The sequence below is a fragment of the Amycolatopsis aidingensis genome, from assembly GCF_018885265.1.
Classification (GTDB): domain Bacteria; phylum Actinomycetota; class Actinomycetes; order Mycobacteriales; family Pseudonocardiaceae; genus Amycolatopsis; species Amycolatopsis aidingensis.
In genome coordinates this window covers 5,189,174-5,212,298 of sequence record NZ_CP076538.1, presented here as the reverse complement: position 1 = coordinate 5,212,298, position 23,125 = coordinate 5,189,174, and the positions used below count along the sequence as shown (strand labels likewise).

Annotated in this window: 17 protein-coding genes; 7 read left to right on the top strand and 10 right to left on the bottom strand. The window is 69.0% G+C overall.

The window, feature by feature from the left end; all coding sequences use genetic code 11:
• Positions 1–17: 17 nt before the first annotated feature.
• The 3 genes from KOI47_RS23745 to KOI47_RS23735 all read right to left on the bottom strand — a co-directional run bounded on the left by KOI47_RS23745 (position 18) and on the right by KOI47_RS23735 (position 4,353).
• Positions 18–1,397 carry a DUF6002 family protein gene (locus KOI47_RS23745; protein WP_216207547.1) on the bottom strand — a complete coding sequence of 460 codons (1,380 nt, stop codon included), beginning with the start codon at positions 1,395–1,397 and terminating at the stop codon, positions 18–20.
• Entirely contained in the window at positions 1,342–2,523 is a 1,182-nt protein-coding gene (locus tag KOI47_RS23740) for a hypothetical protein (protein WP_216207545.1), read from the bottom strand. Before KOI47_RS23740 ends, KOI47_RS23745 begins: the two co-directional genes overlap by 56 nt.
• Positions 2,524–3,024: 501 nt before the next feature.
• Complete coding sequence (locus tag KOI47_RS23735) at positions 3,025–4,353, bottom strand: DUF222 domain-containing protein (protein WP_216207540.1); 1,329 nt, start codon at positions 4,351–4,353, stop codon at positions 3,025–3,027.
• 407 nt (positions 4,354–4,760) lie between these two features.
• On the opposite strand from KOI47_RS23735, the gene KOI47_RS23730 reads away from it, so the two are divergent.
• Positions 4,761–5,456, top strand: coding sequence for an AMIN-like domain-containing (lipo)protein (locus KOI47_RS23730; protein WP_216207538.1), 696 nt, complete (start codon positions 4,761–4,763; stop codon positions 5,454–5,456).
• 91 nt (positions 5,457–5,547) lie between these two features.
• Positions 5,548–7,152, top strand: a complete 1,605-nt coding sequence (locus tag KOI47_RS23725) for a carboxylesterase/lipase family protein (protein ID WP_216207534.1) — start codon at positions 5,548–5,550, stop codon at positions 7,150–7,152.
• 29 nt (positions 7,153–7,181) lie between these two features.
• On the opposite strand, the gene KOI47_RS23720 is transcribed toward KOI47_RS23725, so the two are convergent.
• Complete coding sequence (locus tag KOI47_RS23720) at positions 7,182–10,382, bottom strand: helix-turn-helix transcriptional regulator (protein ID WP_232376198.1); 3,201 nt, start codon at positions 10,380–10,382, stop codon at positions 7,182–7,184.
• A 104-nt stretch (positions 10,383–10,486) separates the two neighbouring features.
• On the opposite strand from KOI47_RS23720, the gene KOI47_RS23715 reads away from it, so the two are divergent.
• On the top strand, positions 10,487–11,077 hold the full coding sequence (locus KOI47_RS23715) for a dihydrofolate reductase family protein (protein WP_216207530.1): 591 nt from the start codon (positions 10,487–10,489) through the stop codon (positions 11,075–11,077).
• Between the two features lie 10 nt (positions 11,078–11,087).
• Here the strand turns inward: KOI47_RS23715 and KOI47_RS23710 are convergent, their stop codons facing one another.
• Genes KOI47_RS23710 through KOI47_RS23700 form a run of 3 tightly spaced genes read right to left on the bottom strand, consistent with a single transcriptional unit; the run spans position 11,088 to position 13,863 of the window.
• Entirely contained in the window at positions 11,088–11,495 is a 408-nt protein-coding gene (locus KOI47_RS23710; RefSeq protein WP_216207528.1) for a DoxX family protein, read from the bottom strand.
• 21 nt (positions 11,496–11,516) lie between these two features.
• Positions 11,517–13,178: an FAD-binding dehydrogenase gene (locus KOI47_RS23705; protein WP_216207526.1), complete on the bottom strand. Its 1,662-nt coding sequence runs from the start codon at positions 13,176–13,178 to the stop codon at positions 11,517–11,519.
• 40 nt (positions 13,179–13,218) lie between these two features.
• Positions 13,219–13,863, bottom strand: a complete 645-nt coding sequence (locus tag KOI47_RS23700) for a TetR/AcrR family transcriptional regulator (RefSeq protein ID WP_216207523.1) — start codon at positions 13,861–13,863, stop codon at positions 13,219–13,221.
• A gap of 114 nt (positions 13,864–13,977) precedes the next feature.
• Here KOI47_RS23700 and KOI47_RS23695 point away from each other — a divergent pair, with 114 nt between their 5' ends.
• Complete coding sequence (locus tag KOI47_RS23695; protein WP_216207521.1) at positions 13,978–14,358, top strand: PPOX class F420-dependent oxidoreductase; 381 nt, start codon at positions 13,978–13,980, stop codon at positions 14,356–14,358.
• Between the two features lie 42 nt (positions 14,359–14,400).
• On the opposite strand, the gene KOI47_RS23690 is transcribed toward KOI47_RS23695, so the two are convergent.
• The 3 genes from KOI47_RS23690 to KOI47_RS23680 all read right to left on the bottom strand — a co-directional run bounded on the left by KOI47_RS23690 (position 14,401) and on the right by KOI47_RS23680 (position 19,781).
• On the bottom strand, positions 14,401–16,269 hold the full coding sequence (locus tag KOI47_RS23690) for a penicillin-binding transpeptidase domain-containing protein (RefSeq protein WP_216207518.1): 1,869 nt from the start codon (positions 16,267–16,269) through the stop codon (positions 14,401–14,403).
• 409 nt (positions 16,270–16,678) lie between these two features.
• Positions 16,679–18,178, bottom strand: coding sequence for a group II intron reverse transcriptase/maturase (ltrA, locus tag KOI47_RS23685; RefSeq protein ID WP_216207516.1), 1,500 nt, complete (start codon positions 18,176–18,178; stop codon positions 16,679–16,681).
• A gap of 454 nt (positions 18,179–18,632) precedes the next feature.
• The gene (locus KOI47_RS23680; RefSeq protein WP_216207513.1) at positions 18,633–19,781 is read right to left on the bottom strand and encodes an HNH endonuclease signature motif containing protein; all 1,149 of its coding nucleotides are present in this window, start codon (positions 19,779–19,781) and stop codon (positions 18,633–18,635) included.
• 172 nt (positions 19,782–19,953) lie between these two features.
• On the opposite strand from KOI47_RS23680, the gene KOI47_RS23675 reads away from it, so the two are divergent.
• Genes KOI47_RS23675 through KOI47_RS23665 form a run of 3 tightly spaced genes read left to right on the top strand, consistent with a single transcriptional unit; the run spans position 19,954 to position 23,124 of the window.
• Positions 19,954–21,318, top strand: a complete 1,365-nt coding sequence (locus tag KOI47_RS23675; RefSeq protein ID WP_216207510.1) for an ABC transporter substrate-binding protein — start codon at positions 19,954–19,956, stop codon at positions 21,316–21,318.
• Positions 21,275–22,249 carry a carbohydrate ABC transporter permease gene (locus tag KOI47_RS23670; protein ID WP_408629845.1) on the top strand — a complete coding sequence of 325 codons (975 nt, stop codon included), beginning with the start codon at positions 21,275–21,277 and terminating at the stop codon, positions 22,247–22,249. Before KOI47_RS23675 ends, KOI47_RS23670 begins: the two co-directional genes overlap by 44 nt.
• Positions 22,246–23,124, top strand: a complete 879-nt coding sequence (locus KOI47_RS23665; protein WP_216207503.1) for a carbohydrate ABC transporter permease — start codon at positions 22,246–22,248, stop codon at positions 23,122–23,124. The genes KOI47_RS23670 and KOI47_RS23665 overlap by 4 nt, the downstream gene beginning before the upstream one ends.
• Position 23,125: the final 1 nt, after the last annotated feature.

The window sequence follows — 23,125 nt, the reverse complement described above, 5'->3', positions numbered from 1 at the left end:
CAGCTCCGTGCTCGTGCTCAGCCGATGACCGCTGCCGCGATATCGTCCACATTGTCCACCGTGGTGGTCTCGGATTCCCCCGGCGGCCGGTACTCGTCGGTGGAGTACCAGCCCGATCCGTGCACCACGATGTCCGCGCCGGGGGTGACCAGTCCGCGGTCCACGGCGTTCAGCACCCCGGTCATGGCCATCACGAGGGACCACTCGCGGAGCTTGCGTACGTCGGCGGGGAGTTCGCGCTCGTGCCCGGCCAGCCTGGCCCGGATTTCCGGGTACCGGTGCAGGCATTCGTGCAGGGACACCACGATCCCGTCCCCGCCGAACCGGCCGATCAGCTCGTTCATCGCGGGTGAGGTCGCGGGCCGCCTGGTGTAGAAGGTCGGGTCGAGTACCTCGTCCGGATCGCAGGTGGTGGCAGGGAAATGCGGGTCGGTCTTGCCGTCCTGCCGGTGCAGGCCGGTCCCGGCCTCGGCGGAGTAGCGGGGCAGCCCTTCCCGTTCGAAGCCGCCGGTGCACAGGGAGAGCACCATGTCCGCGGTGGCAAGGTGCTGCACCAGCAGCGTGGCGGGCCTGCTGGCCGGGGTGGCGAGCCCCGCGCCCTCCAGCACAGCACGGCCGTGGTGATAGCCGAGCATGCCGAACGCGCTGGACACCGCGTGCGCGTGCCAGCGCGGTGCGCTTGCGGGATCGGTGGGATCCACCGCGTGCTCGAAGAACGCGCGGGCGGTGTCGGCGACCAGGTAGTTCGCCAGGTCGAGGGAGTACCAGAGATTCCGGCCGCCTTGCTTGAGCCTGGGGGCGTAGGTGTCGGCGAACTGCCTGCCGAGCTGCTTCACCGACTCCGGGGGTATGCCCCGGTGCAGCAGCAGCGGGTTGAGCTCGCGCAAGGTGGGGTCGGTGCACATCCGGCCTGCCCGCAGTTTGTCCCGGGAGGATTCCGGCGCCAGGATCACCACCCGCAGCTGTTCCGGCGTCACCAGCTCGGCCTCGATCGCCCGCAGCACCGCGTCCCGCAGCGCCGTGCCCTTGTTCGCCGAGGTGGGGGAGAAGATGGTGATCGGTTCGCCGGTGCGGCGGATGTACCCGATCGCGCGTGCCACGATGAGCAGTGAGGCGAAGGTCTTGGTGGTGTGGGTTCCCGGGTTGCCTGCCAGGTCGAGCAGGGTCAGCCGGTGGCCCGCGTACTCACCGAGCGGCCACCATCGCGCGGTGGCGGCGGCGTAGAGGCGCTGGATGCCCGCGTCCGGTGGCGGTAGCTCGAACCCGGGGGAGAACCTGGCCGGGTCACCGGTGACCGGGGCCGGGTCGGCCACGCATTCGGCGATCGCCCGCGGCAGGAGTTCAGTGAAGTCGGTCAGCAGGTTCCCGGACATCGCCGGTGGGGCGAGCGTGTTCATCTCGGCTGCTTCGATCGTTGCGGGCTCTGAGGTCATCAGCGTCCCTTCGGTGGTGGGGATGAGGTCGGCTGCGCAGTTCGGTGCGTAGCTCGAGCAAAGCCGCGCCGGCGTGGTTCAGCGTGGTGACGCCGAATCCGTCGGCCAGTTCGGGAAGTGGGCCTGCCAGCGCGGCCCTGCAATCGGGTTCGAAGTGGATCTCGTCCCCGAGAATCCGCACGCCGTCCCGCCGGGCGGCGCGCTGGTTGACCGCGATCGCCTCGGCCTCGGTGAGGCCCGGCGGTAGCCGCAGGGAAACTATGCCCTCGCGCACGCGCACCGGATAACCACCGGGATGGCCAAGGGGCCCGGGTACATGGGTGGCGAGTTCGGCTCCGGTGAGCAAGGCGTTCAGCAGGACCGCCGCGGTGTAGCCGGTGATCCGGTTGAGCGCTTCGCGGTTCGTGGCGCGCTGGGTGGCCAGCAGTTCGGTGAGTCCGGGGGTGCGGTGACCGTCCACCCAGGCCATTGCCTCCTGCTCCGGTCCGGGTGGGGGATGCAGGTGCGCGTGGTGGGCGAGCAGCTGCATCCTCGTCTGGTCCGGTAGGTGCCAGGCGGCCTGGAGCGAGGCGGCCAGGGTCCCGACGTTGCCGATACCGCACAGGACGGGGATGTCCAGCGCGGTCAGCACGGGATTGACGGCGTCCGGGAAGCAGGCGTTCACCAGCCAGGTGCCCGGGCTGGTGGCGCGGATGGCCCGCCCCGCGCGTGCCGCGAGGTCCGCGTGCAGTGGCAGCGTGATCCCGAATCCGGCGCGTTCCAGCAGTTCTGTCCAGGCCGAAGGGGCGGTGAGGCGTTCCCATGGACTCTGCGGGGAGGCGCAGACGAACACGCCGTGCGGGCGCAGTTCGCCGAGCAGTTCGGTGAGGTTGTTCTCGACCGGCTCCGTACCCACCGGTACGGGGTGGAAGGTCACTGGCCTGCCCGCGAGCCGTGCCCGCGTGCCCGCGAGGTAGCTGAGCTGCTGGACCTTGTGCGGCGCGCGGCCGAGCACATGGACCTCGGTCGGCTCGTCCGCCACGGTGGCGAGCGCATCGCAGGTTGCGTTCGCCAGCGAACCCGTACCGAGGACAACAAGAGATGCCGTCATACGTGCCTTTCTTCGGCACGAGCGCCCACGCCTATGTGGACCAACCCCAGTGACCCCTGCATCTGACGCAATGTACCCAAAGCCCACGATCTTGTCTCGTGTTTCCGGAATTCTTTTCCGAGCCCCCGGCTTCGCTCGATATATGGGTGCGTCACACCACGTTAGAATCCCTGGTCAGCTAGCCGGTATACTTGATCGGTCAACGTTTACAACTTGGTATAGATGCGTCAATCGGATTAGCGATAATGCGTCGAACGGCCTAGTCCGGGTGTTATCCGTGTCCGTTTTCACGGATCGCGCACGTGCTGTCGCGGCTCGTGACACCTTTTCGGATTCGTTACCAGGGGCTCCTGCGAGCTGCGTTCGTGAACGGGCGACGGGGATGTATTTTTGTTCGTAAAATCTCAACCTGATGACCGGTGACAGTGATTTAATCACTTTTCTCGTGTCCATCGATCTGTCGAGATGGTTGCATAGATAACTCATCCATCGTCGCTCTGATCAATTCTTTCGTGCGACTGTCTGGCCACTGTGGACATCAGGTGGCCTGCTAGGTGATGCGGACCACAAGTCCGCCTCGAGAGTCGTAAGGTGCCATTCCGTCGTCCGGCCGGCGCGGATTCTGCCGGCTAGAAGGTCTTCAGAAGGGTGGTTTGTCGTTGTCTGGGGTGAGGGGTTCGTGGAGTGGTTCGCGGGGCTTTGGTGGATGTCTCCGTGGGGTGTGGTGATGGTGGGTATGCCGTCGATCACCTCGTATTTCCATCCCGGCAGGTCCTTGAGGTGGTGGTCGCGTTCGCAGTACCCGACCAGCTCTTCTTCGTTGGTGCCTCCGCCCTGGGCCCAGTCGGTGGTGTGGTCGTTCTGGCATTGCTGGGAGGGCCGGTGGCACCCGATGCCCTGGCATTCCCGGTCTCGTACCCGTACGAACTCATCCAGTGCCGCCGGGGGCCGGTACCGGGTGCGTCCGAGGTCGGTGGGGTGTCCGGTGGCCGGGTCGGTCAGCAACCGTCGCCAGACGCTGTCGGGGTGGGTGGCCAGCTCCCGCGCTAGTGATGCCGGGATGTGCCCGTGCCCGGCCAGGTATCCCGGCTGCTCGTCCAGTCCGAGTAGGGAGCTGGCGGCGAAGTACAGGTACACCTCCGTCCGCGGCGCCCGGATCTCACCCTGTTCCCGCAGGGCGAGGTCGGCGAACACGTCTGCCCGTAGTTGTTCCAGGGTGCGGCTGTCGCCTTCTTTCCGCATCCGTCGGGCGGCCCGGTCGCAGCGTGCGTAGATCGCCGTGGCGACCTCGGTGGGCAGATCGGCCATGAGGCTGGACACCCCATCCTCCTGATGGATGAGTTCCAGGGATCGTTGTGCCCGCCGGGCCCGGGTGCGCCGCGCCGCCCCGTCCGGGTCCACGGCCAGCACCTGGTAGCGCACCGACCGCCGCAAACTCGTCCGGTCCTTGCGCTCCAGTTTGTCGCCCATCCGCTCATCCACCTCGCGGGCCTGGTGGTCGGTGAGGACCGCGGTGGGTTCCACCACCGCTTTCACCTTCTCCTGATCAATCCGGCCCTCGCGGAACGCGGCCAGGGTGTTCGGCAACCGGGTAAGGTGCTGCCCCAGCGCCAGGGCTTCCTCGACTCGGTGCCGGGTCCAGTACAGCCGTCCGGCGATCTCGGTCACCAGCGAGACCCGTTCGTCCCCGTCGTGGGCGAGGTCGGCCACCAGCAGCACCCGCCGCGCTTCCAGCCGGGCGATGGCGCGTTCGTTGGCCTCCAAGGCGTCGAGTGTGGTGAGTGCGTCTTCTGGGGGATCCGTGTGCGGATCAGAACTGTGTCTGTCCATACCCATAATTGTATCGACGGGACCGACAAGAATTCCCCGCGTGAATGACTACCCGCTGGTATTCACTCGAATGCGTGTTCGACACTGAATGCCTGTCGGGTCGGGGGACGGTGCTCGTCCCGTGGGGTGCTGGCGCTAGCAACCAGCCCTGCTAGTGGTGATGTGTGGAGCGCCAGTGCCCCGCGGCGCGCCGGAGGCGTGCTTGAAACCCAGCCACAGGCTCGTCACCGGCCAACACGGTTACCTGAGCGGCCAACACGATGCGCGGGAACGGCCAAAGCATGCGCGTGGGCGGCCAAAGCGTGCGCGGGAACGGCAAACACGTGCGCGTGGAGAGCAAACACGGTGTGGGGTTCGGGGGTGGTGGGTATTCGGGGTGGGCGAACTCAGGCGAGAGGAGGTTACGCATGCGTACGGCTGGCGTGCTGGCCGTGGTCGCCGCGTTCGCGCTGACCACGTCCTGCGGCCAGGACAGTCCGCAGGGTGCTGGCGGGCAGGAATCGACCACTACTCCGCCCCCGACCACAACGGCAACCACAACCACCACGACAACTTCAGCGGCACCGGACACCACACGGGCCACCACGAGCACCCCGCCACAAGGGCAACTGCCGCAGGGGCAACCGGGCTGCGCGGTGACCGAGGGGTGGAACACCCGGCCCGATGTGCTGGAGGGCAGGTCGAGCCAGGAAGTTTTCCAGGTCCGGATCGGCAGGCATGAATGCTTCGACCGGGTGGTGTTCGATGTGGACGGTACCCAGCGGGTCGGCTTCGACGTGCGGTACGTGCCGACGGTGCACGCGGAGGGCTCCGGCAAGCCGCTCCCGGTCGCCGGTGGGGCCGCGCTGAAGGTGATCGTGCGGGCTCCGGCGGAGGGCTTCCGCGGCCAGGGCGAGGTGCTGGCCACCACCGGGGAGTACTTCTACACCGCCGACCAGCTTTCCGAATGGTCCGCGCTGAGTGCGGTGCGGTTCGCGGGTTCCTTCGAGGGCCAGTCCACCTTCGCCATCGGCGCCCGCTCCGAGCGGCCGATGCGGGCCTTCACACTCGTCGACGAGCGGAGCCAGGTGCGCAACGTGGTGGTCGACATCGCGCACGGCTGAGCCTGGCAGCCTCGGCCACCTGGCCGATGTTCCCGGCATCCGGTGCGTCAATGCTCATCCGCGGTCACTTCCACGTGTCGAGGAGAGCACCATGTCGAGATCGATCAGCAGCAGGCCGAGGCTGCTCGGGCGGGTGATGGTGGCCGCCGTGGTCGCCACGGTGGGGCTCGGCTCGGCCGGAGTGGCCGAGGCCGCCCCGGCGCAGGCCAGCGGCGCGGTGGTGTGGACCGGCTCCGGCCCGGTTCGCGGCACCGTGCACCCGGAGTACCGGACCTTCCAGGGCATCCCGTTCGCCGCCCCGCCGGTGGGGGAGCTGCGCTGGCGGGCGCCCCGGCCGCCGCGCCGGTGGAGCTGGCCGCCGCGGGATGCGACCCGGCCTGCCGAGCGCTGCGCGCAGGGAGCGGGTGGCCAGCGGCCCAGCCTGAACGAGGACTGCCTGTACCTGAACGTGACCACTCCGCGCCCGGCGCAGCGCGGGCAGCGCAAGCCGGTCATGGTGTGGCTGCACGGCGGCGGCAACAGCTACGGGAAAGCGAGCGAGTTCGACCCGCACCGGCTCGCGGTCGGTGGGGACGTCGTGGTGGTCACGGTGAGCTACCGGCTTGGTGTGTTCGGATTCCTGGGGCATCCCGCGCTGCGCGACTCGGGCAGCTACGGGTTGCAGGACCAGCAGGCGGCCCTGCGCTGGGTCCGGCGCAACGCCGCGGCCTTCGGCGGGGATCCCGGTAACGTCACCCTGTTCGGTGAGTCCGGCGGCGGGCACGACGTGTGCGCCCAGCTGGTCTCGCCACGCGCCCGCGGGCTGTTCCACCGCGCCATCATCCAGAGTGGATCCTGTTCATCCACCTGGCCACGGCACGGTATCGCGCCCGGCGTTACCGCGGGCTCGCCCTGGATACCGAGGGAACAGGCGGAGGCACGCGGGCGGGAGCTGGCGGCGGAACTCGGTTGCACGGACCCGGCGAGCGCGGCGGACTGCCTGCGCAGGCTGCCCGCGGAACGGGTGCGGCAGGAGGAGACCGGCCCCGTGCTCACCCCGGTGACCTACGGCAACCGGACCCTGCCCTGGCGCCCGGACCGCGCGCTGGCGGCGGGCTGGTTCCACCGTATGCCGGTGCTGTCCGGCCGGACCAGGGATGAGGGCAGGCTGAGCGCCGCCTTCCTGCCATCCTCCTTCGACCGGGCACAGTACCGGCAGCTGCTCGGCGAGGCCTTCGGCGACCGGGCGGATACGGTGGCGGCGCGGTACCCGGCGAGCGACTTCGGCTCACCCGCCCTGGCGCTGGCCGCGGTCACCACCGACCGGGTGTACTCCTGCCCGCAGCTGACCGACGAGCGGATGCTCGCCGCACGGGTACCGGTCTATGCCTACGAGTTCGCCGACCGGAACGCCCCGCACGGCAACTATCCGATCCCGGCGGACTTCCCGGCAGGCGCCTTCCATGCCGCCGAGCTGCCGTACCTGTTCGATATCGAGCCGGTGAGCTTCACCCCGGCGCAGCGGGAGCTGGCCGCGACGATGGTCGACTACTGGGCCGGCTTCGCCTGGCGGGGTGACCCGAACGCACCGGGCCTGCCGCACTGGCCGAAGGCGCGTGCCGCCACGGTGTTGTCCCTCGCGCCTGGTGCGGGCGGTATCCGGCCGGTGACCCTCACCGATGAGCACCACTGCGGCTTCTGGGCCGGACTGTCCTGAATCGACCTTCCGGGGTGGGGTGCCCGCGCTCACCCCGGAAGGTTCTCCTTGGAAGCCAGCGTGGCCAGCTCGGTGCGGTTGGTCACGCCCAGCTTGGCGTACACGTGGGACAGATGCGTCTTGACCGTGCCCCGGCTCATGAACAGCCTGCTGCCGATCTCCGGGTTGTTCAGGCCGTCCACGGCGAGCCGGACCACCTCCAGCTCGGTGGGCGTCAGGCTCGCCCACCCCGCGGACGGTCGGTCCCTCGGCCCACGGGCCCGCCGGACATAGGTCACGGCCTCGGCGAGATCGAGCTCGGCACCGCGGGCCCCGGCCTCGGCGAACGCACGCTCGCCCAGCGTCTGCCGCAGCGTGGTGGCCACCCGCTCGTGCGCCCGGTCCTCGGTGGGGGAGCGCGGGAAGCCGAGATCGGCCCGCGCCCGCGAGCTCGCGGCCAGCACCCGCGCCGCCTCCGCCGCCTCCCCGCGGCGGGCAGCCAGTACGGCGAGCGCGTCGAGGCTCTCGGTGTACTGCGTACTCAGCCCATGCTCGACGCGCAGCCCGAGGGCTTCGTGGTGCAGTTCCAGCGCCCGGTCCGGATCCTCGGCCGCGGCGAGGTGCCCCTGCTGGTCCAGCGCGTCGGCCAGCGCTCGTGGCATCCCCAGCGTCCTGGCCAGCGCTACGGCCTCGTCGAGCACCCGCCGTGCCTGCTCGGCCCGGCCGAGCTGCCGCAACGCCTCGCCCAGCGCGGGCCGGGCCTGCGCCGCGAGGTAGGTGGCCGCGCCCCGGTCGGTGGACCATGCCTCCTGCTCCAGCCACCGCACCGCCTCGGCGTGCTCGCCCTGCCGGTGGTGCAGGATGCCCAGCACCCTGGCCATCCCGGGCACGAACACCTCGCTGCGCGCTCCCTCGACCAGCCGGAGCACCGGGTCGAGCAGCCGCAGCCCGCCCGCGGCATCCCCGGTCAGCCCGTGCACCAGCGCGAGCACGCTGCGCGAGGAGCCGACCCGGTGATAGTCGGCCAGCGGTTCGGCCACCGCCACCCCCTCTTCGGCCAGTTCCCGTGCCTGTTTCGGGCTGCCCGTGCACAGCGCCCCGACGGCCCGGAACCCGAGCACGGTGGCCGCCACTCCGCGATCACCCCGCGGCAGCAGGCCGGTGACGGCCTGCCGCATCAGTTCCTGCGCCTCCTCGTGCTGGTCGCGCAGGTGCAGGATGATGCCGCGGAGCGCGAGGTAGGAGTTCCGGCCGAAGGCGTCGCCCGCGGCGGTGGCCGAGCGCAGGGCTTCCTCGTTCAGCGCGAGGCCGGCCGCGAAGTCGGTGTAGAACTGGCCGACCGCCGAGAGCGCGAGCGGGAGGCAGCGCAGCCGCTCCTCGCCGAGTTCGGTGGCGATCTCCAGCGCCCGCTGGGCGGCGTCGAACTCCAGGTCCAGCGGGCTCGCGGTGTCCGCGACCAGCGCGATGCCGGTCAGCAGCCGGGCCTGTAGCGGCGAGCGGTCCGCTGGCGCGCGCCCGACCGCGTGCTGCAGGAACCGGATCCCCTCGTGGCCGTGCCGGTGCACATGCCACAACCACGGTAGCTGCGCGGCGAGCCTGCGGCCGCGCTCGGGATCCGCCGCGGCCAGGCCCCATTCCAGCGCGGCACGCAGGTTCCCGTACTCGGCCTCCATCCGCTGCCGCCAGGCCTCCTTGTCCTGGTCCCGTTCCGGCTCGGCCTCCTCGGCCGCGGCGAGGTAGTGGTCCAGGTGGCGGTCCCGTGTGGACTCGACTTCGCCTGCCTCACGCAGCCGCTCGGCGGCGTACTCGCGGATGGTCTCCAGCATCCGGTAGCGCGCCCGGTCCCGCATCGTCTCGGTGAGCACCAGCGATTTGTCCACCAGCCGGGCGAGGACGCCAAGCACCGCGCCGGGTTCGAGCTCAGGGCAGGCGCAGACCGCGCGGGCCGCGGCCAGGGTGCAGCCGGAGGGGAACACCGCCAGCCGCCGGAACACCAGCCGTTCCTGCTCGGTCAGCAGCTCGTGGCTCCAGGCGATCGAGGTGGCGAGGGTCTGCTGCCGTGGTACGGCGCCGCGCGGCCCGCGGACCAGCAGGGCGAAGCGGTCGTCCAGCCCTTCGGCGATCTGCCGCGGGCTGAGCGTGCGCAGCCAGGCCGCCGCCAGCTCGATGGCCAGCGGGATGCCGTCCAGGCGCAGGCAGATCGTGTCCACCGCGGCCGCGGCATCGGCATCCGGAGTGAAGGAGGGCAGCACCAGCCTGGCCCGCTCCACGAACAGCGAACGAGCCTCCTTCTCGGCCATCGGCGGCACCGGCCATACCGCCTCCCCCTGCACGCCGAGTGGTTCCCTGCTGGTGGCCAGCACCGCGACCTCCGGGCAGCTGCGCAGCAGCTCGTCCGTCGTGTCCGCGGCGCCCTCCAGCAGGTGCTCGCAGTTGTCGAGGCACAGCAGCATCCGGCGGTCCCGCAGCTGCCGGGCCAGTGACCGGGCCGCGCCCTGCCCTGGTTCGGCCAGGACGCCGGTGGCGGTGGCGATCGTCTCGGCCACCAGCGCCGGATCGGTCAGGGTGCCCAGTTCGACCCACCACACCCCGTCCGGCCACCGGTCGGCCGACTCCGCGGCGGCGCGTGCGGCCAGCCTGGTCTTGCCGCAGCCACCGGGTCCGGTCAGGGTCAGCAGGCGCTCACCGGCGAGCCGGGTCCGCACCGCACCGAGTTCGACGTCCCTGCCGACGAAACCGGTCAGCTGAACGGGGAGGTTGTTCGGTACCCGGTCGATGGAGCGCAGCGGCAGCGATCCGGCGCCGCCTGCTGCGCGTAGTTCGAAGACCCGCTCCGGTGCGGACAGGTCGTGCAACCGGTGGCTGCCGAGGTCGTGCAGCGCGGTCCCCTCCGGAAGGTCCGGCTCGATGGCGTCGGCCGCGGCGGCGGACAGCAGCGTCTGGCCGCCGTTGGCCAGCGCCCACAGCCCCGCGCAGCGGCGTGCCCCCGGACCGTCCTCGGTACCGAGATGCAGGGCGATCCGTAACCGGGAACGCAGCGCCGGATCGTGTCCGGCGGTGGCGCGCAGCTGCCCGGCCGCGGCCAGGGCGCGGCCGGGCTCGGCGAATACGGCGACCGCGCCGCCCGCGGGCTGCCGCCACGACCGGTGGCAGCCGTGCACGGTGAGGACCGCGGCCACCCAGTCCGCGGTGGGGTCGAGGTCGGCGACCAGGAAGGTCACAGCCCTGGTCATGGGGTTCGGCTCGTTCATGGCCAGCACAGTCTGACACCTCTGCCACCTGGCCGATGTTGTTTCGGCCGTGGACCGCGAGGCTCGGAAGGAGCAGACGCACTACCGGCAAACGGAGGAACACCATGAGTAAGGTCATCGCCAATATGTCCATGTCGCTGGACGGGTTCGTCGCCGACCGCTCGGACGGCATCCAGCAGCTCTTCGGCTGGTTCGGCAACGGGGACGTGGAGGTTCCGCTGCCCGGGGCGGATGCCTCCTTCCGTACCTCGGCCGCCAGCGCGGAGCTGCTGCGCGAGGTGTTCGGCAACCTGGGCGCGCTGGTGTCCGGCAGGCGGAGCTTCGACCTGGCTGGCGGCTGGGGCGGCAGGCACCCGATGGGCGTGCCGGTCTTCGTGGTCACCCACAAGGTGCCGGAGGACTGGCCGGAGGAGGGTGAGCACATCACCTTCGTCACCGACGGGGTGGCGAAGGCGGTGGAGCGGGCGCGGGCGGCCGCGCCGGGCAAGTGGGTCGCCGTCGCCAGCCCGGACATCACCCGGCAGTGCCTGGACCAGGGGCTGCTCGACGAGATCTCGGTCGATCTGATCCCGGCCGTGCTCGGCTCGGGGGTACCGTTCTTCCCGAACCTGGCCTCAGCGCCGATCCAGCTGGATGACCCGGCGGTCGTCGAGGGCACCGGGGTGACCCACCTTCGCTACCGCGTACGGCGCTGAACCGCTGTGTTCAGGCCGTGGTTCCGCCGCGCCCGAGCAGCGCCAGGATGCTCGCACGGCGGAACCAGGCCACGGCCGCGGAGAGGACGAGCAGCAACAGCGGCAGCACCGGGTTGCCGTCCGCGAGCACGAAGATCTCGGTGGCGGTGGCGCCCACCATCACCCCGGCCAGTCCGAGCGCGGCCAGCCCGGCCAGGCGGGGGATGAGCAGGCCGATCGCCCCGGCCACCTCCAGTACGCCGGTCAGGTAGCGCAGCCACTGGCCGAGCCCGAGCTGCTCGAAGGTGTCCACGGTGTCGCCGCCGGAGAACAGCAGGTACCCGCTGTAGAGGAACTCGGCGGCCAGCAGCACCTGCAGGACCCACAGGATGATGTTGGCCAGGGTGGAGTTGCGGCCGGGGTTCGGGCGAGCGGACATGGTGATCCCTTCGTGATCGACTCAGCTCAGCTGCCGGTCAAGGGCACGGCCCGCGGCGCGGCCGGAGAAGATGCACCCGCCGAGGAAGGTGCCCTCCAGTGCGTTGTACCCGTGTACCCCGCCGCCGCCGAACCCGGCGACCTCCCCGGCCGCGTACAGGCCGGGGAAGGGAGTCCCGTCGGGACGGATCACCCGGGATTCGAGGTCGGTCTCCAGCCCGCCGAGCGTCTTGCGGGTGAGCAGGTGCAGGCGCACGGCGATCAGCGGCCCGTGCGCCGGATCCAGCAGCCGGTGCGGCTTGGCGACCCTGGTGATCCGGTCCGGCCAGTAGGCGCGGGCATTGTTGACGGCCATCAGCTGCAGGTCCTTGGAGTAGCCGTTGCCGGTCTCCCGGTCCCGCGCCAGGATCTCCCGTTCCACCTGCTCGTACTCGATGGTTGGGCCGGGGGCTATCGCATTCATTCCCTCGACCAGCTCGCGCAGGTTGGAGCGCACCACGAAGTCCGCGCCCTGATCGAGGAAGGCCTGGATCGGCGCGGGCGCGCCCTTGCGCACCCTGGACAGCACCAGCTTGAGGTCCTTGCCGGTGAGGTCGGGGTTCTGCTCCGAACCGGAGAGGGCGAACTCCTTCTCCACGATCGCGCGGGTGAGGACGAACCAGCTGTAGTCGTAGCCGGTGTGCAGGATGTGCCGCATCGTGGCGAGAGTGTCGTGCCCGGGGAACAGCGGGGCGGGCAGCCGCCGCCCGGTCGCGTCCAGCCACAGCGAGGAGGGGCCGGGGATGATCCGGATGGCGTGGTCCGGCCAGACCGGGTCCCAGTTCCGGATGCCCTCGGTGTAATGCCACATGCGGTCGGAGTTCACCACCGAGGCACCCGCGGCGCCGGCGATCTCCAGCATCCGGCCGTCCACATGGGCGGGCACCCCGGTGGTCATCGACTCCGGCGCTGGGCCGAGCCGGTCGGTGGGCCAGTTCTTCCGGACCAGCTCGTGGTTGCCGCCGATGCCGCCGGTGGTCAGCACCACCGCCTGGGCCCGCAGTTCGAACTCGCCCGCGGTCTCCCTGGTGGAGGCCACCCCGCGCGGCTGCGTGCAGGGCGCGAGCACGGTGCCGCGCACCCCCACCACCGTGCCCTGCTCGATGACCAGTTCGTCCACCCGATGCCGGTGCCGGAACTCCACCAGGCCGCGCTCGGCGGCACCCAGTACCGGCTCGCGGAAAACCCGCACCACCTCGGGGCCGGTACCCCAGGTGAGGTGGAAGCGGGGGACGGAGTTGCCGTGCCCGGTCGCGGTACCCGCGCCGCGCTCGGCCCAGCCCACCGTCGGCGTCAGCCGCAGCCCGAGGTCGTGCAGGTAGCGGCGCTTCTCCCCGGCGGCGAAGTGCACATAGGCCCGCGCCCATTGCCGGGGCCAGTGGTCCGCACGCTCCCGGTCGAAACCGGCCGAGGCGAACCAGTCGGCGAGTGCGAGCTCGGCCGAGTCCCGGATGCCCATCCGGCGCTGCTCGGGGCTGTCGACCAGGAACAGCCCGCCGAGCGACCAGAACGCCTGCGCGCCGAGATTGGCCTCGTTCTCCTGGTCGACCACCAGCACCCTGCGCCCCGCCCTGGCGAGCTCGTAGGTCGCGACCAGCCCGGCAAGGCCCGCTCCCACCACGATGACGTCGGCGTCCTCGGCCACTGTGCCTCCCGCGCTCGGTGCCCGTTCCGGTGCGGGCAGCCTACTCGCCGGAGGGCGATCGCTCGATCGACGGCGGATCCTGCACGAAGGTGCTCAGGTACAGCTCCAGCAAGTGTGTTTCCAATCGGCGCTGCGACCACCCTCGACCGCTCAGCATGCGCTCGAACAGGTCGGTGGAGATGAGCCCCCACAGCATGTCGGTGGCGCTGCGCACGGTCCACGGCGGAGCGAGCCGGTGCTCGGCAGCCAGCCGTTCGGCCAGCAACCGGCAGTTGGCCAGCTGCGCCTCGGTGACGGTCTCCCGGTGCCGGGCCGCGTCGGCGTCGGTGTGCCGGACGCGCTCGATCGCGCGGTCCACGGTCATCAGCCGCGGGTGGTAGGTGGTGAGGTGCCGGACCCAGGCCCGTAGCGCGGCCACCGCGTCGGGCGCGTCCCGGATCGGGTCGGTCGACTCCGCCAGCCCCTCCCGTTCGGCCAGGTAGTCGAACAGGGCGCTGACCAGCTCGCTGCGCGAGTTGAAATGCAGGTAGACGGCGCGCCGGGTGACGCGGGCCCGTTCGGCCACCGCGGTCATGGTCAGCGCCTCGAAGCCCTCGGTTTCCAGGATCGTCCTGGTGGCATCGAGCAGCGCGTCCCGGGTGCGTTTGCTGCGTGCGTTCCGCGGGTCCTCGATGGTTCTTGCCATGTCCGTCTCCCACCCTGGCTTGCTTGGAAGTTCTCAGTGTGTGTACTTTAAAAACTACACGCCATGTGTAGTTATCCGCTACCGTAGAAGATCACGATGCGAGCTGGAGTGATCATGTCCGTCTTCACCAGCGAGGAACTCACTTACCTGCGCGGTCAGCGCCTCGGCCGGATCGCCACCGTCGGGCCGGGCGGCTCGCCGCATGTCGCCCCGGTCGGTTGGACTGTGGACGAAGAGCACGGCGTGCTCGAGGTCGGCGGGATCGACCTGCCCGCCACCAAGAAGTTCCGGGATGTGGCACGTACCGGGCGGGCGGCGATCGTGGTGGACGACCTGGCGAGTGTGGACCCGTGGCGGCCGCGTGGGGTCGAGGTCCGGGGCCGGGCCGAGGCCATCGAGCAGCCGCGCGCGGTGATCCGGATCCATCCCGAGCGGATCATCAGCTGGGGGCTCGGTTCCGGCCGGTCCGCCCGCAGCGTCCCCGCCGCGGGCTGACATTCCGGGAGCCCTGCGACGATCGAGGGCAGGCCGTCTGTCCTACCCCGGCATGCGTTCCAGGAAACGTTTGGTCGCGGTCAGCGCGAGGCTGACATCGTTGCCGCCGTCCGCGACCAGAGTGGCGACGGCCAGGTCGCCCTGCCAGCCGACGAACCAGCTGTGGCTGCGCGGGGGTGTTTCGGTGCCGTACTCGGCGGTTCCGGTCTTGCCGTAAACCGGCTCGCCGGGTACCGAGTTCAGCTCCCGGCCCGAGCCGCCGGTGATCACCTCACGTAGCCCGGTGCGCAGCTTCGTCACGGCGTCCTTGTTCAGCTCCGGGCCGTCCGGTGCGGGTTTGCCGGGTGCCGGGTCGGTGATCAGTCTGGGCTGCCGCCACCGGCCGCTTGCCACCCCCGCGGTGGCCGCGGCCATCGACATCGGGCTCACCACGGTCCTGCCCTGGCCGAAGGCCGCCGCGGCCCGTTGCACGGCGTTGCCGTCCGTGGCTACCGAACCGGTGTAGACCGGGATGCCGAGATCCCATTGTTTGCCGATACCGAGTGCCTTCGCGGTGTTTGCCAGCCCTTCCGGGCCGAGTTTCGGCGCGAGCAGGGCGAAGGCCGTGTTGCAGGACTCGGCGATGGCCTCGCGGAAGGTCGCGTCCGGGATACCGCCGTTCCACGCGTTTTTGAACACCCTGCCCTCGATGTTCACGGTCGCCGGGCAGTCGACCGCGGAGTCGAGCCCGACCGCGCCCGATTCCAGCAGGGTCAGCGCGCTGACGACCTTGAAGGTGGAGCCGGGTGGCACCTGCGCGTTCAGCGCGAGGTTCTGCGCGCCCGCGCTCGGGGAGTTGGCGAGAGCGAGCACGGACCCGTCGGAGATCCGGATGGCGACGATCGCGGCCTTCTTCGTGCTGTCCGCGATGGCGGCGTCCGCCGCGTTCTGCACCGCCCGGTCGAGAGTGGTGTGCACGGGGGTACCGGGCTTCGGCTGGGAGCGGAACAGTTCCTTGCCCGAACTCGCCAGGCTCACGGTCACCGCACGCACCCCGCGCAGCCGCTCGTCGTAGTGTTCCTGCAGGCCACCGTGCCCCTTCTGGCCGCCCACGGTGAACTTGCCCGGGGCGGCTTCGAGGTCCGCCTTGGTGACCGGGTCGACGGTGCCGAGCGCGGCGCGGGCGAAGTCCCTGGTCGGGGCCAGTACCTGACTCTCCTCCCGGAACACCGTTCCGGGCAGCTGGTGGATGTCCGGCTTCACCTCGAGGTAGCGCTCCCTGCGGAGGGTGACGACGGGGACGAACGCATCGGGTGCGGCCTCGGCGATCCTGGCGGGCAGTTCACCGGTGTCCACCCCATCGGCCGCGAGCGCGGAGCCGAGGTCACGGGCCAGCTGCTCGGCGGAGGTGACCTTGCTTGGCTGCACCCCCACGACGACAACGGGCCGGGACTCCGTGATCGGTTCTCCCGCGCCGTCCAGGATCGGGGCGCGGGTGCTCTCCCCGCGGCTGCTGACCAGCCGGTCGCCCGCGGTGAGGTCGGGTTGCACGGTGGCCGGTGACCACTCCACCTGCCAGGCCTCGCCCGCCCGGCGCAGCTGCACCGTGACGGGGTACTCCCAGCGCACCTCTCGGGCGAGGGGCCAGGCGACATCGACCCGCGCGGTCGCCGTATCCCCTTCTACGGTGACCTCACCTGCCCGCAGCTCCGGTGTGCGGGTGCCGAGCCCCGAGGTGAGTTGCTGGTACTCGTCCTCGTGCCCGGGAATCGTGCCCTCCCGCCACGCGGAGAGGAAGGATTCCAGCGACCGCGTGGCGGCCTCCTCATCCGCATCGGAACAGGCGGTGAGCACGGCGGTGCCGGTCAGCAGCGTGAGCAGCAGAACGGCGGCGCGGTGCGGCCATCGGCGAGCCGGTATGGCGGCGTTCATGACTCGGGTCCTCCCTCCCCGGCGCATCGCGGCGGAATGTTATCAGCCAGGACCTTGCGGAACGTCATTCATGACTGACTCGGCGTGGCGCCAGGTAGGTGTGCTTCATGCGTCCTTTCCTTGGTGGTGGAGGAGGTTGCGTCTGGGTCTTCGCTCCGGATCCACAAAGGCTGGTGGGATGAATTCGGGTAGTCCGTTGCGTATGCGCATTGACCAGTCGGTGTGGTGGATGAGGTTGTGGTGGTACCAGCACAGCAGGGTGAGGTTGTATAGCGCTGTGGCCCCTCCGTGAGCCCAGTGGGAGTCGGCATGGGGCGCGGTGTCCGGATTTCGCCGGGCCGTTTCCCCATGCCGCTCCCCCGAACCGGACGTGCGGCTTTCACCGCATCCGGCTCTCCACGAGTCGCCGTTAGGTTGCCGTTATGGCTGGTTTGTCCCAGGGTGTCGAGATTTGGTTTCCTCGGTAGCGATAACGTTGGATGGTCATCGTTGTGGGTCTCCATAGTTCGACACCGTTATATTCCGGCCACCACCGGTTGTAGTAACGGTTTATGATGTCCCGTTTACTGGTACGGGGGTGTTTGTTCTTCAGCCATTCCCAGACCCGCCACCACAGGTAGTCTTGCAGGTGGTGGTAGGCCTTGCTGGAAGAGCCGTGCCGGAAGTACTGGGCCCATCCGCGGGTCATCGTTCCGAGTTGCCGGAACAGTTGGTCCGCGTCCTGATGGGTGATCCGTTTGGTAACTGTCTTGATCTTCCGCTTGATCGAAGTCATCGACTTCTTCGAGGGGAGGGTGTAGATCAGTCGCCGATCGCTTCCATATTGGCGATACCGCTGGATGCGGAACCCGAGGAAGTCGAACCCCTCGTCGATGTGGGCGATTCCGGTTTTCTCGGGTGCGAGCCGTAGCCCGATCCCGGCCAGGATCGCCTCGATCTCGCCCCACAAGGATTCCGTGTGTTCCCGGGTTCCGTTGACCATGACGACGAAGTCGTCGGCGTATCGGGTCAGGCGGAACGTCGCACCGCCGCGTTCACGGTGCCGTTGCCGGTTGGTGGCGTTCTTGTGGTTCTCCCACAACTGGTGGAAATAGTCGTCCAGCTCGGAGAGGGCGATGTTGGCCAGCAGAGGCGACAGGATGCCGCCCTGCGGGGTTCCGGTATGGGTGTCCCGGTCAGGACCATCCTCGCTGAGGATTCCGGCGTGCAGGAACGCCTTGATGAGTTCCAGAATCCGCTTGTCCTTGACGCGTCGCCGCACCAAACCCATCAGGGCGGTGTGGTCGATCTCGTCGAAGCAGGCGGTGATGTCGCCCTCGAAGACCCATTCGTAGCCCTCACGGGCATGTTTGCGGATTTCTTCGATGGCATCCTGGGCCCGGCGCCTGGGCCGGAAACCATAGCTGGAGGACTGGAACCCGGCCTCGAAGATCGGTTCCAGGACCAGCTTCAGCGAGGCTTGAACGACCCGATCGGTCACGGTCGGTATCCCCAGCCGACGGGTCTTCCCACCGGCTTTGGGGATGTGTCGTTCCCGGACCGGGAGCGGACGGAACGTCCGCGCTTTCAGATCGGCGCGGATTTCCTCCAACAACCCGACCACACCCAGCGCCGAGTCGGTGATCGACCGCACCGTTCGGCGATCGACGCCCGCGCTGCGTGCTCCGGTGTTCCCTGACACCCGCTCCCACGCCACGGCGAGGAACGCGGGGTCGGCCACGAGGTTGTAGAGATCATCAAACCGGCGACCGGGATCGGCCGCCGCCCAACGGTGCAGTTTCGTCTGCATTCCCAGTACCCGCTGCCCTGCCGTGAACGGCACCAGCAGCAGATCACCGATGTTCACCGGTGAGGCCTCTTCTGGCATTACCCCAACTTCCCTGCTCGATTCGCTGTCGCCCTTCCCCATGCGGACGGTTTTCCCGCCCTCGGAGTACTACGGCGACTCCGCCCCACCACAGAGCCCCTCGGCGGGCAATGCACCTATCCACATCTGGGACACCGGATTGCGCCCAGGCATGGAAAGCTCGCGGTGGTTCCCATGTTCACGTGTTCCCGATCGACGAGTGAGGCACTCAGCTTTACCCCGGCAGCCCCTGTGAATACGCCACAGACTTTCTCCACAGACTACCCAGGAATACAATCCCAGGCGGGCGCTACACCCTTCACTTGGTTCACGCGCACTGCGATACCGACTCAGATCCGCCAGGTTTCGAGTCGGCTCCACATAACGAGGCCTCAGACACTGATTCCTATTCGTATACCTTCTCGTCTCGCTCACCGAGCCCGCACCATCTGGCAGTGCTGGCACGACTCGACTTTGTCAGGGCCGCTTGCCACCTCAATCCACCCATTCCCGTGAATCAGGCTGCCCTCAGCTTCACCGAACCACTGTGACGGTCCAGCGCCGGAGGTCTCTCACCTCCGATCGGACAAACACGCGCCTCATGGCGCACGGGGATGACGTGGTGGGCTTGGCATTGTTTGGGTTTTCTGCGGCAGCCGGGGAAGGTGCATCCGCGGTCGCGCAGGATCAAGGCTCTGCGGATGGCCAGGGGTACGGTGCGGGTGCGTTGTCCGATGTCGAGGGTCTCGCCCTTGCTGCCCAGGACGGCGGGCACGAGGTAGGAGTCGCAGGCCATCCGGCGGATTTGGGCGGCGGAGTAGGACTCCTGCCCGTGCAGGAGCCCGTATCCGGTGCCGTGCTTGAGGTCGTCGAGGGTGATGGTCACCATGACGGTGAAGGGTTCCCCGGCCTCGGTGGGTCCTTCTTCGGGGCATCCGGCTGCCACGCGCAGCACGTCGGCGAACGCGTCCCCCTGGCGCTGGAACCTGCTCCGACGGTCCGGCTCCTCTTTCGTGCCGGAGGGTTTCGCTCTCGGTTCGATCAGCCCGGTCAGCACCGCCGCGGTCTCCGCGTCCAGGTCGAAGCTGCCGCGTAACCGCCCACCCCGGGTCTCCCGCCAGTCCAGGGACCGTTCCGGCCGGGCCAGTTCCTCCTCCGTGGGTGGGGTGCCGTCCTGGTCCAGCCGCGCCAGAATCTCTTTACCCAGCGCGGACACGGTGTGGGGTTCGTACTCCCGCGCCGCCTTGGTCAACAACGCTTCGGCGTGTTCCCGGTCGGGCAGGCTGATCGGCTGCGGGAAGCGGGTGATGGTGGCGCGGATGGTCTCGATGTGTTCCGGCCCGATGGCTCCTTCGGCCGCCGCCGCACCGACCTCGGGCAGGTCGGGTTCCAAAGGTATGCCGCCCGGGCCGTGCCGCCGCACGACCGCCCGGGCGTGCGCCACGCGCTGGCGGGCGTCGTAGGCGTTGATCCGCAGGATCTCCCGGGTCAAGGTCGGCAGGCCGCGGTAGCCCTGCTGGCTGGCCGTGTCGCGGCCGTCGAGTTCGGCCAGGACCGCCAGCTCCCGGGCATACAGAGCCCGCCGCTGCTGTTCGAGGTCGCCCAGCGCGGTCAGGAGTTCCTCCTCGCTCATGCGGGAGGTGTCGATGCCGAAGGTCCTGGTCACAACCCCACAGTACCGCGTAGTCGCTCATGTGTTCGATACACGATCGAGTGGAAGCCGTCGGGTCTGTCTCGTTCTTGCAAAGTTACGTCTAAACCTTGCGGAGATCTGTATGACACTTTAGGGTGACTGCCATCACAGCAACGACGCCACGTGACGGCGAAAGAGGTGACCGATGGCGAATCCCCACGCCCGACGGGTGCTCGGTGCCCTGTTCGTGGGCAGCCTGTTCCTGACGGCGGCCGCGTGCGGCGGCTCGACGGACAGCCGGGGCCCGGACGGCAAGATCATCGTGACGGTCAACGGGCAGCCGCCCCAGACCCAGGCATTCGAGCGGAAGCTGTTCGACGCCGACGTGGCCGCGTTCGAGGAAGCACATCCGGATATCGACATCCAGCCCAAGGAAGGGTTCATGGAGGTCGAGCAGTTCTCGGCGAAGCTGGCCGGCGGGCAGCTCGAAGACGTCTTCTACGTCTACTTCACCGATCCGGCCACGATTATCGCGCGGAGGCAGGCGGCCGACATCACCCAAGCCGTGCAGGACCTGCCGCAGCTGGATGCGCTCCAGCCGCAGTTGCTGGACGTCTTCCGCGATGAGGAGGGCAAACTGTACGGGCTGCCCACGGCGAACTACTCGATGGGGCTGCTCTACAACCGGCCGCTGTTCGAGCAGGCCGGGCTCGACCCGGACGACCCACCGCGGACCTGGGCGGAGGTGCGCACGGCGGCGCGGAAGATCTCCGCGCTGGACCAGGAGATCGTCGGTTTCGCCGAGCTCAGCAAGAACAACCAGGGCGGGTGGCATTTTGGCGCCTGGATGAACTCGCTCGGCGGTTCGCTCGCCAGCGAGCAGGACGGTTCCTGGAAGGCGAGCTTCAACAACGAACTCGGCCGCACGGCCCTGCGGCACCTGCACGACATGCGGTGGACCGACGGCTCGATGGGCAGCAAGCAGTTGCTCGAGGCCGCCGATGTGCAACGGATGATGGGCGCGGGACAACTCGGGATGTACCTTGCCGCCCCGGACAACATCCCCACGCTGGTCAAGCAGTTCAACGGGAACTACGCGGACTACGGCCTGGCGCCGATGCCGGAGGGTAAGGGCACCCTGATCGGCGGCGAGGGCTACATGTTCAATCCCAAGGCCTCGCCGGAGAAGATCGAGGCCGGGCTGAAGTGGATCCAGTGGAAGTATCTGAACCCGGAACGCTTCGAGGTCAAGGCCAAGGAGTTCGCCGAGGCCGACAAGCCGGTCGGCCTGCCGACCCCGCCCACCCCGGACATCTGGCGGGGCGAGGTCAGGGAGCGGATGGAAGCGGTCAAGGAGCAGCACGCCAACGTCCCCGCCGAGAACTACCGGGCTTTCATGGCGGCATCGGAGGAGATCGAGGGGTACCTGGAACCCCCGCAGGCGCAACAGATCTATGCCCGGCTCGACACGGTGATGCAGGCCTGTCTCACCGACGAGCAAGCCGACCTTGACCAGCTCCTCGCCGATGCCGAAGCCGATGTCAACACGATTCTTGCTCAGGTCCGCTAAGCCCAGCGCGGCCCCGGAGGGCGCACGCGGCCGGTCCACCGGACGCAGGCGTAACCGGGGCCCGCGCCGGGCGTTGCCACGGACCGTCACCGCCTACGGCCTGCTCAGCGCGGCACTGGTCTGCTTCGCACTGTTCTCCTGGTATCCGATCGTGCGCGGCGTGCTGCTGAGTTTTCAGCAGGTCAACTTCGTGGACGCGCCGGAGTGGGTGGGGCTGGAGAACTTCCAGCGGCTGTTCTCCGACCCGCTGTTCGGCGTGGCCTGGCGAAACACCCTGATGTTCACCGGCCTGGCCCTGTTGCTCGGCTTCGCGATCCCGTTCCTCACCGCCGTGCTGCTGAACGAGCTGCGGCACGCCAGGACCTTCTTCCGGCTGGTGGTGTACCTGCCGGTGATGCTGCCGCCGGTGGTCACCGCGTTGCTGTGGCGGTGGTTCTACGATCCCGGACCCGGCCTGTTCAACGAGGTGCTCGGCACCCTCGGTCTGCCCGCACTGTCCTGGCTGGACTCCAGTGACACCGCGATGCTTTCCCTGGTGCTGGTGGCGACCTGGGCGAATATGGGCACCACGACGTTGATCTACCTGGCCGCGTTGCAGACCATCCCCGGTGAGCTGTACGAGGCCGCCGAGCTGGACGGCGCCGGGATCTGGAAACGGCTGCGGCACGTGACCATTCCGCAGACCCGTTTCGTCCTGCTGGTGTTGTTGCTGTTGCAGATCGTAGCGACCATGCAGGTCTTCACCGAGCCCTTCGTGATGACCGGTGGTGGCCCGGACAACTCGACCGTGACGGTTCTGCTGCTGCTGTACCGCTACGCCTTCGTCTACAACGACTTCGGCTCGGCCAGTGCGATGAGCCTGCTGCTGTTCGTCGCGCTCGGGGTGTTCTCCGCGGCGTACCTGCGACTGACCACGAGGAGGGAGTCATGACCGCGGCACGCACCCTCGTCTCGCCAACGCAGCTGCGCAGCCGGACCGGCCGGACCGTGTACTGGACGGTGTTGCTGCTGACCCTGCTCGCCTTCGTGTTCGCCTTCCTTTTCCCGTTCTACTGGGCGGTAACCGGGGCGATGAAGTCCTCGGAGGAGCTGGCGCAGGTGCCGCCGACCCTGGTTCCGAACGAGTGGCACCCGGAGACCTTCGCCACCGCATGGCGGGAGATCGACCTCGGCAAGTACCTGCTGAACACCGTGATCGTGGCAGGCGGTGCCTGGGCGATCCAGCTGGCGGTGGACGTGCCCGCGGCCTACGCGCTGTCCAAACTCCGCCCGAGGTTCGGGAATCTCGTGCTCGGCATGATGCTCAGCACACTGATGTTGCCGGCCACGGCGCTGCTGGTGCCGACCTACCTCACGGTGTCCGACGTGCCGCTGTTCGGGGTCAACCTGCTGAACACTCCCGCGGCAATCTGGCTGCCCGCGGCCGCGAACGCCTTCAACATCTTCGTGCTGAAACGTTTCTTTGACCAGATCCCGGACGAGTTGCTGGAGGCGGCGACCATCGACGGTGCGGGGCCGGTCCGTACCCTGTGGACGATCGTGCTGCCGATCTCCCGGCCCATCCTCGCGGTGGTGTCCATCTTCGCCGTGGTGACCGCGTGGAAGGACTTCATCTGGCCGCTGCTGGTGCTGCAGGACCCCGCCACCCAGACGTTGAGCGTGCTGCTGCAGCGCATCGCCCCGGATATGCCGCTCAACCTGCTGGTCGCCGGGCTCGTGCTGACCAGCCTGCCGATGATCGCGGTCTATCTCGTGTTCCAGAAACAGATTCTCGCCGGACTGAGCGCGGGAAGCATCAAGGGCTGAC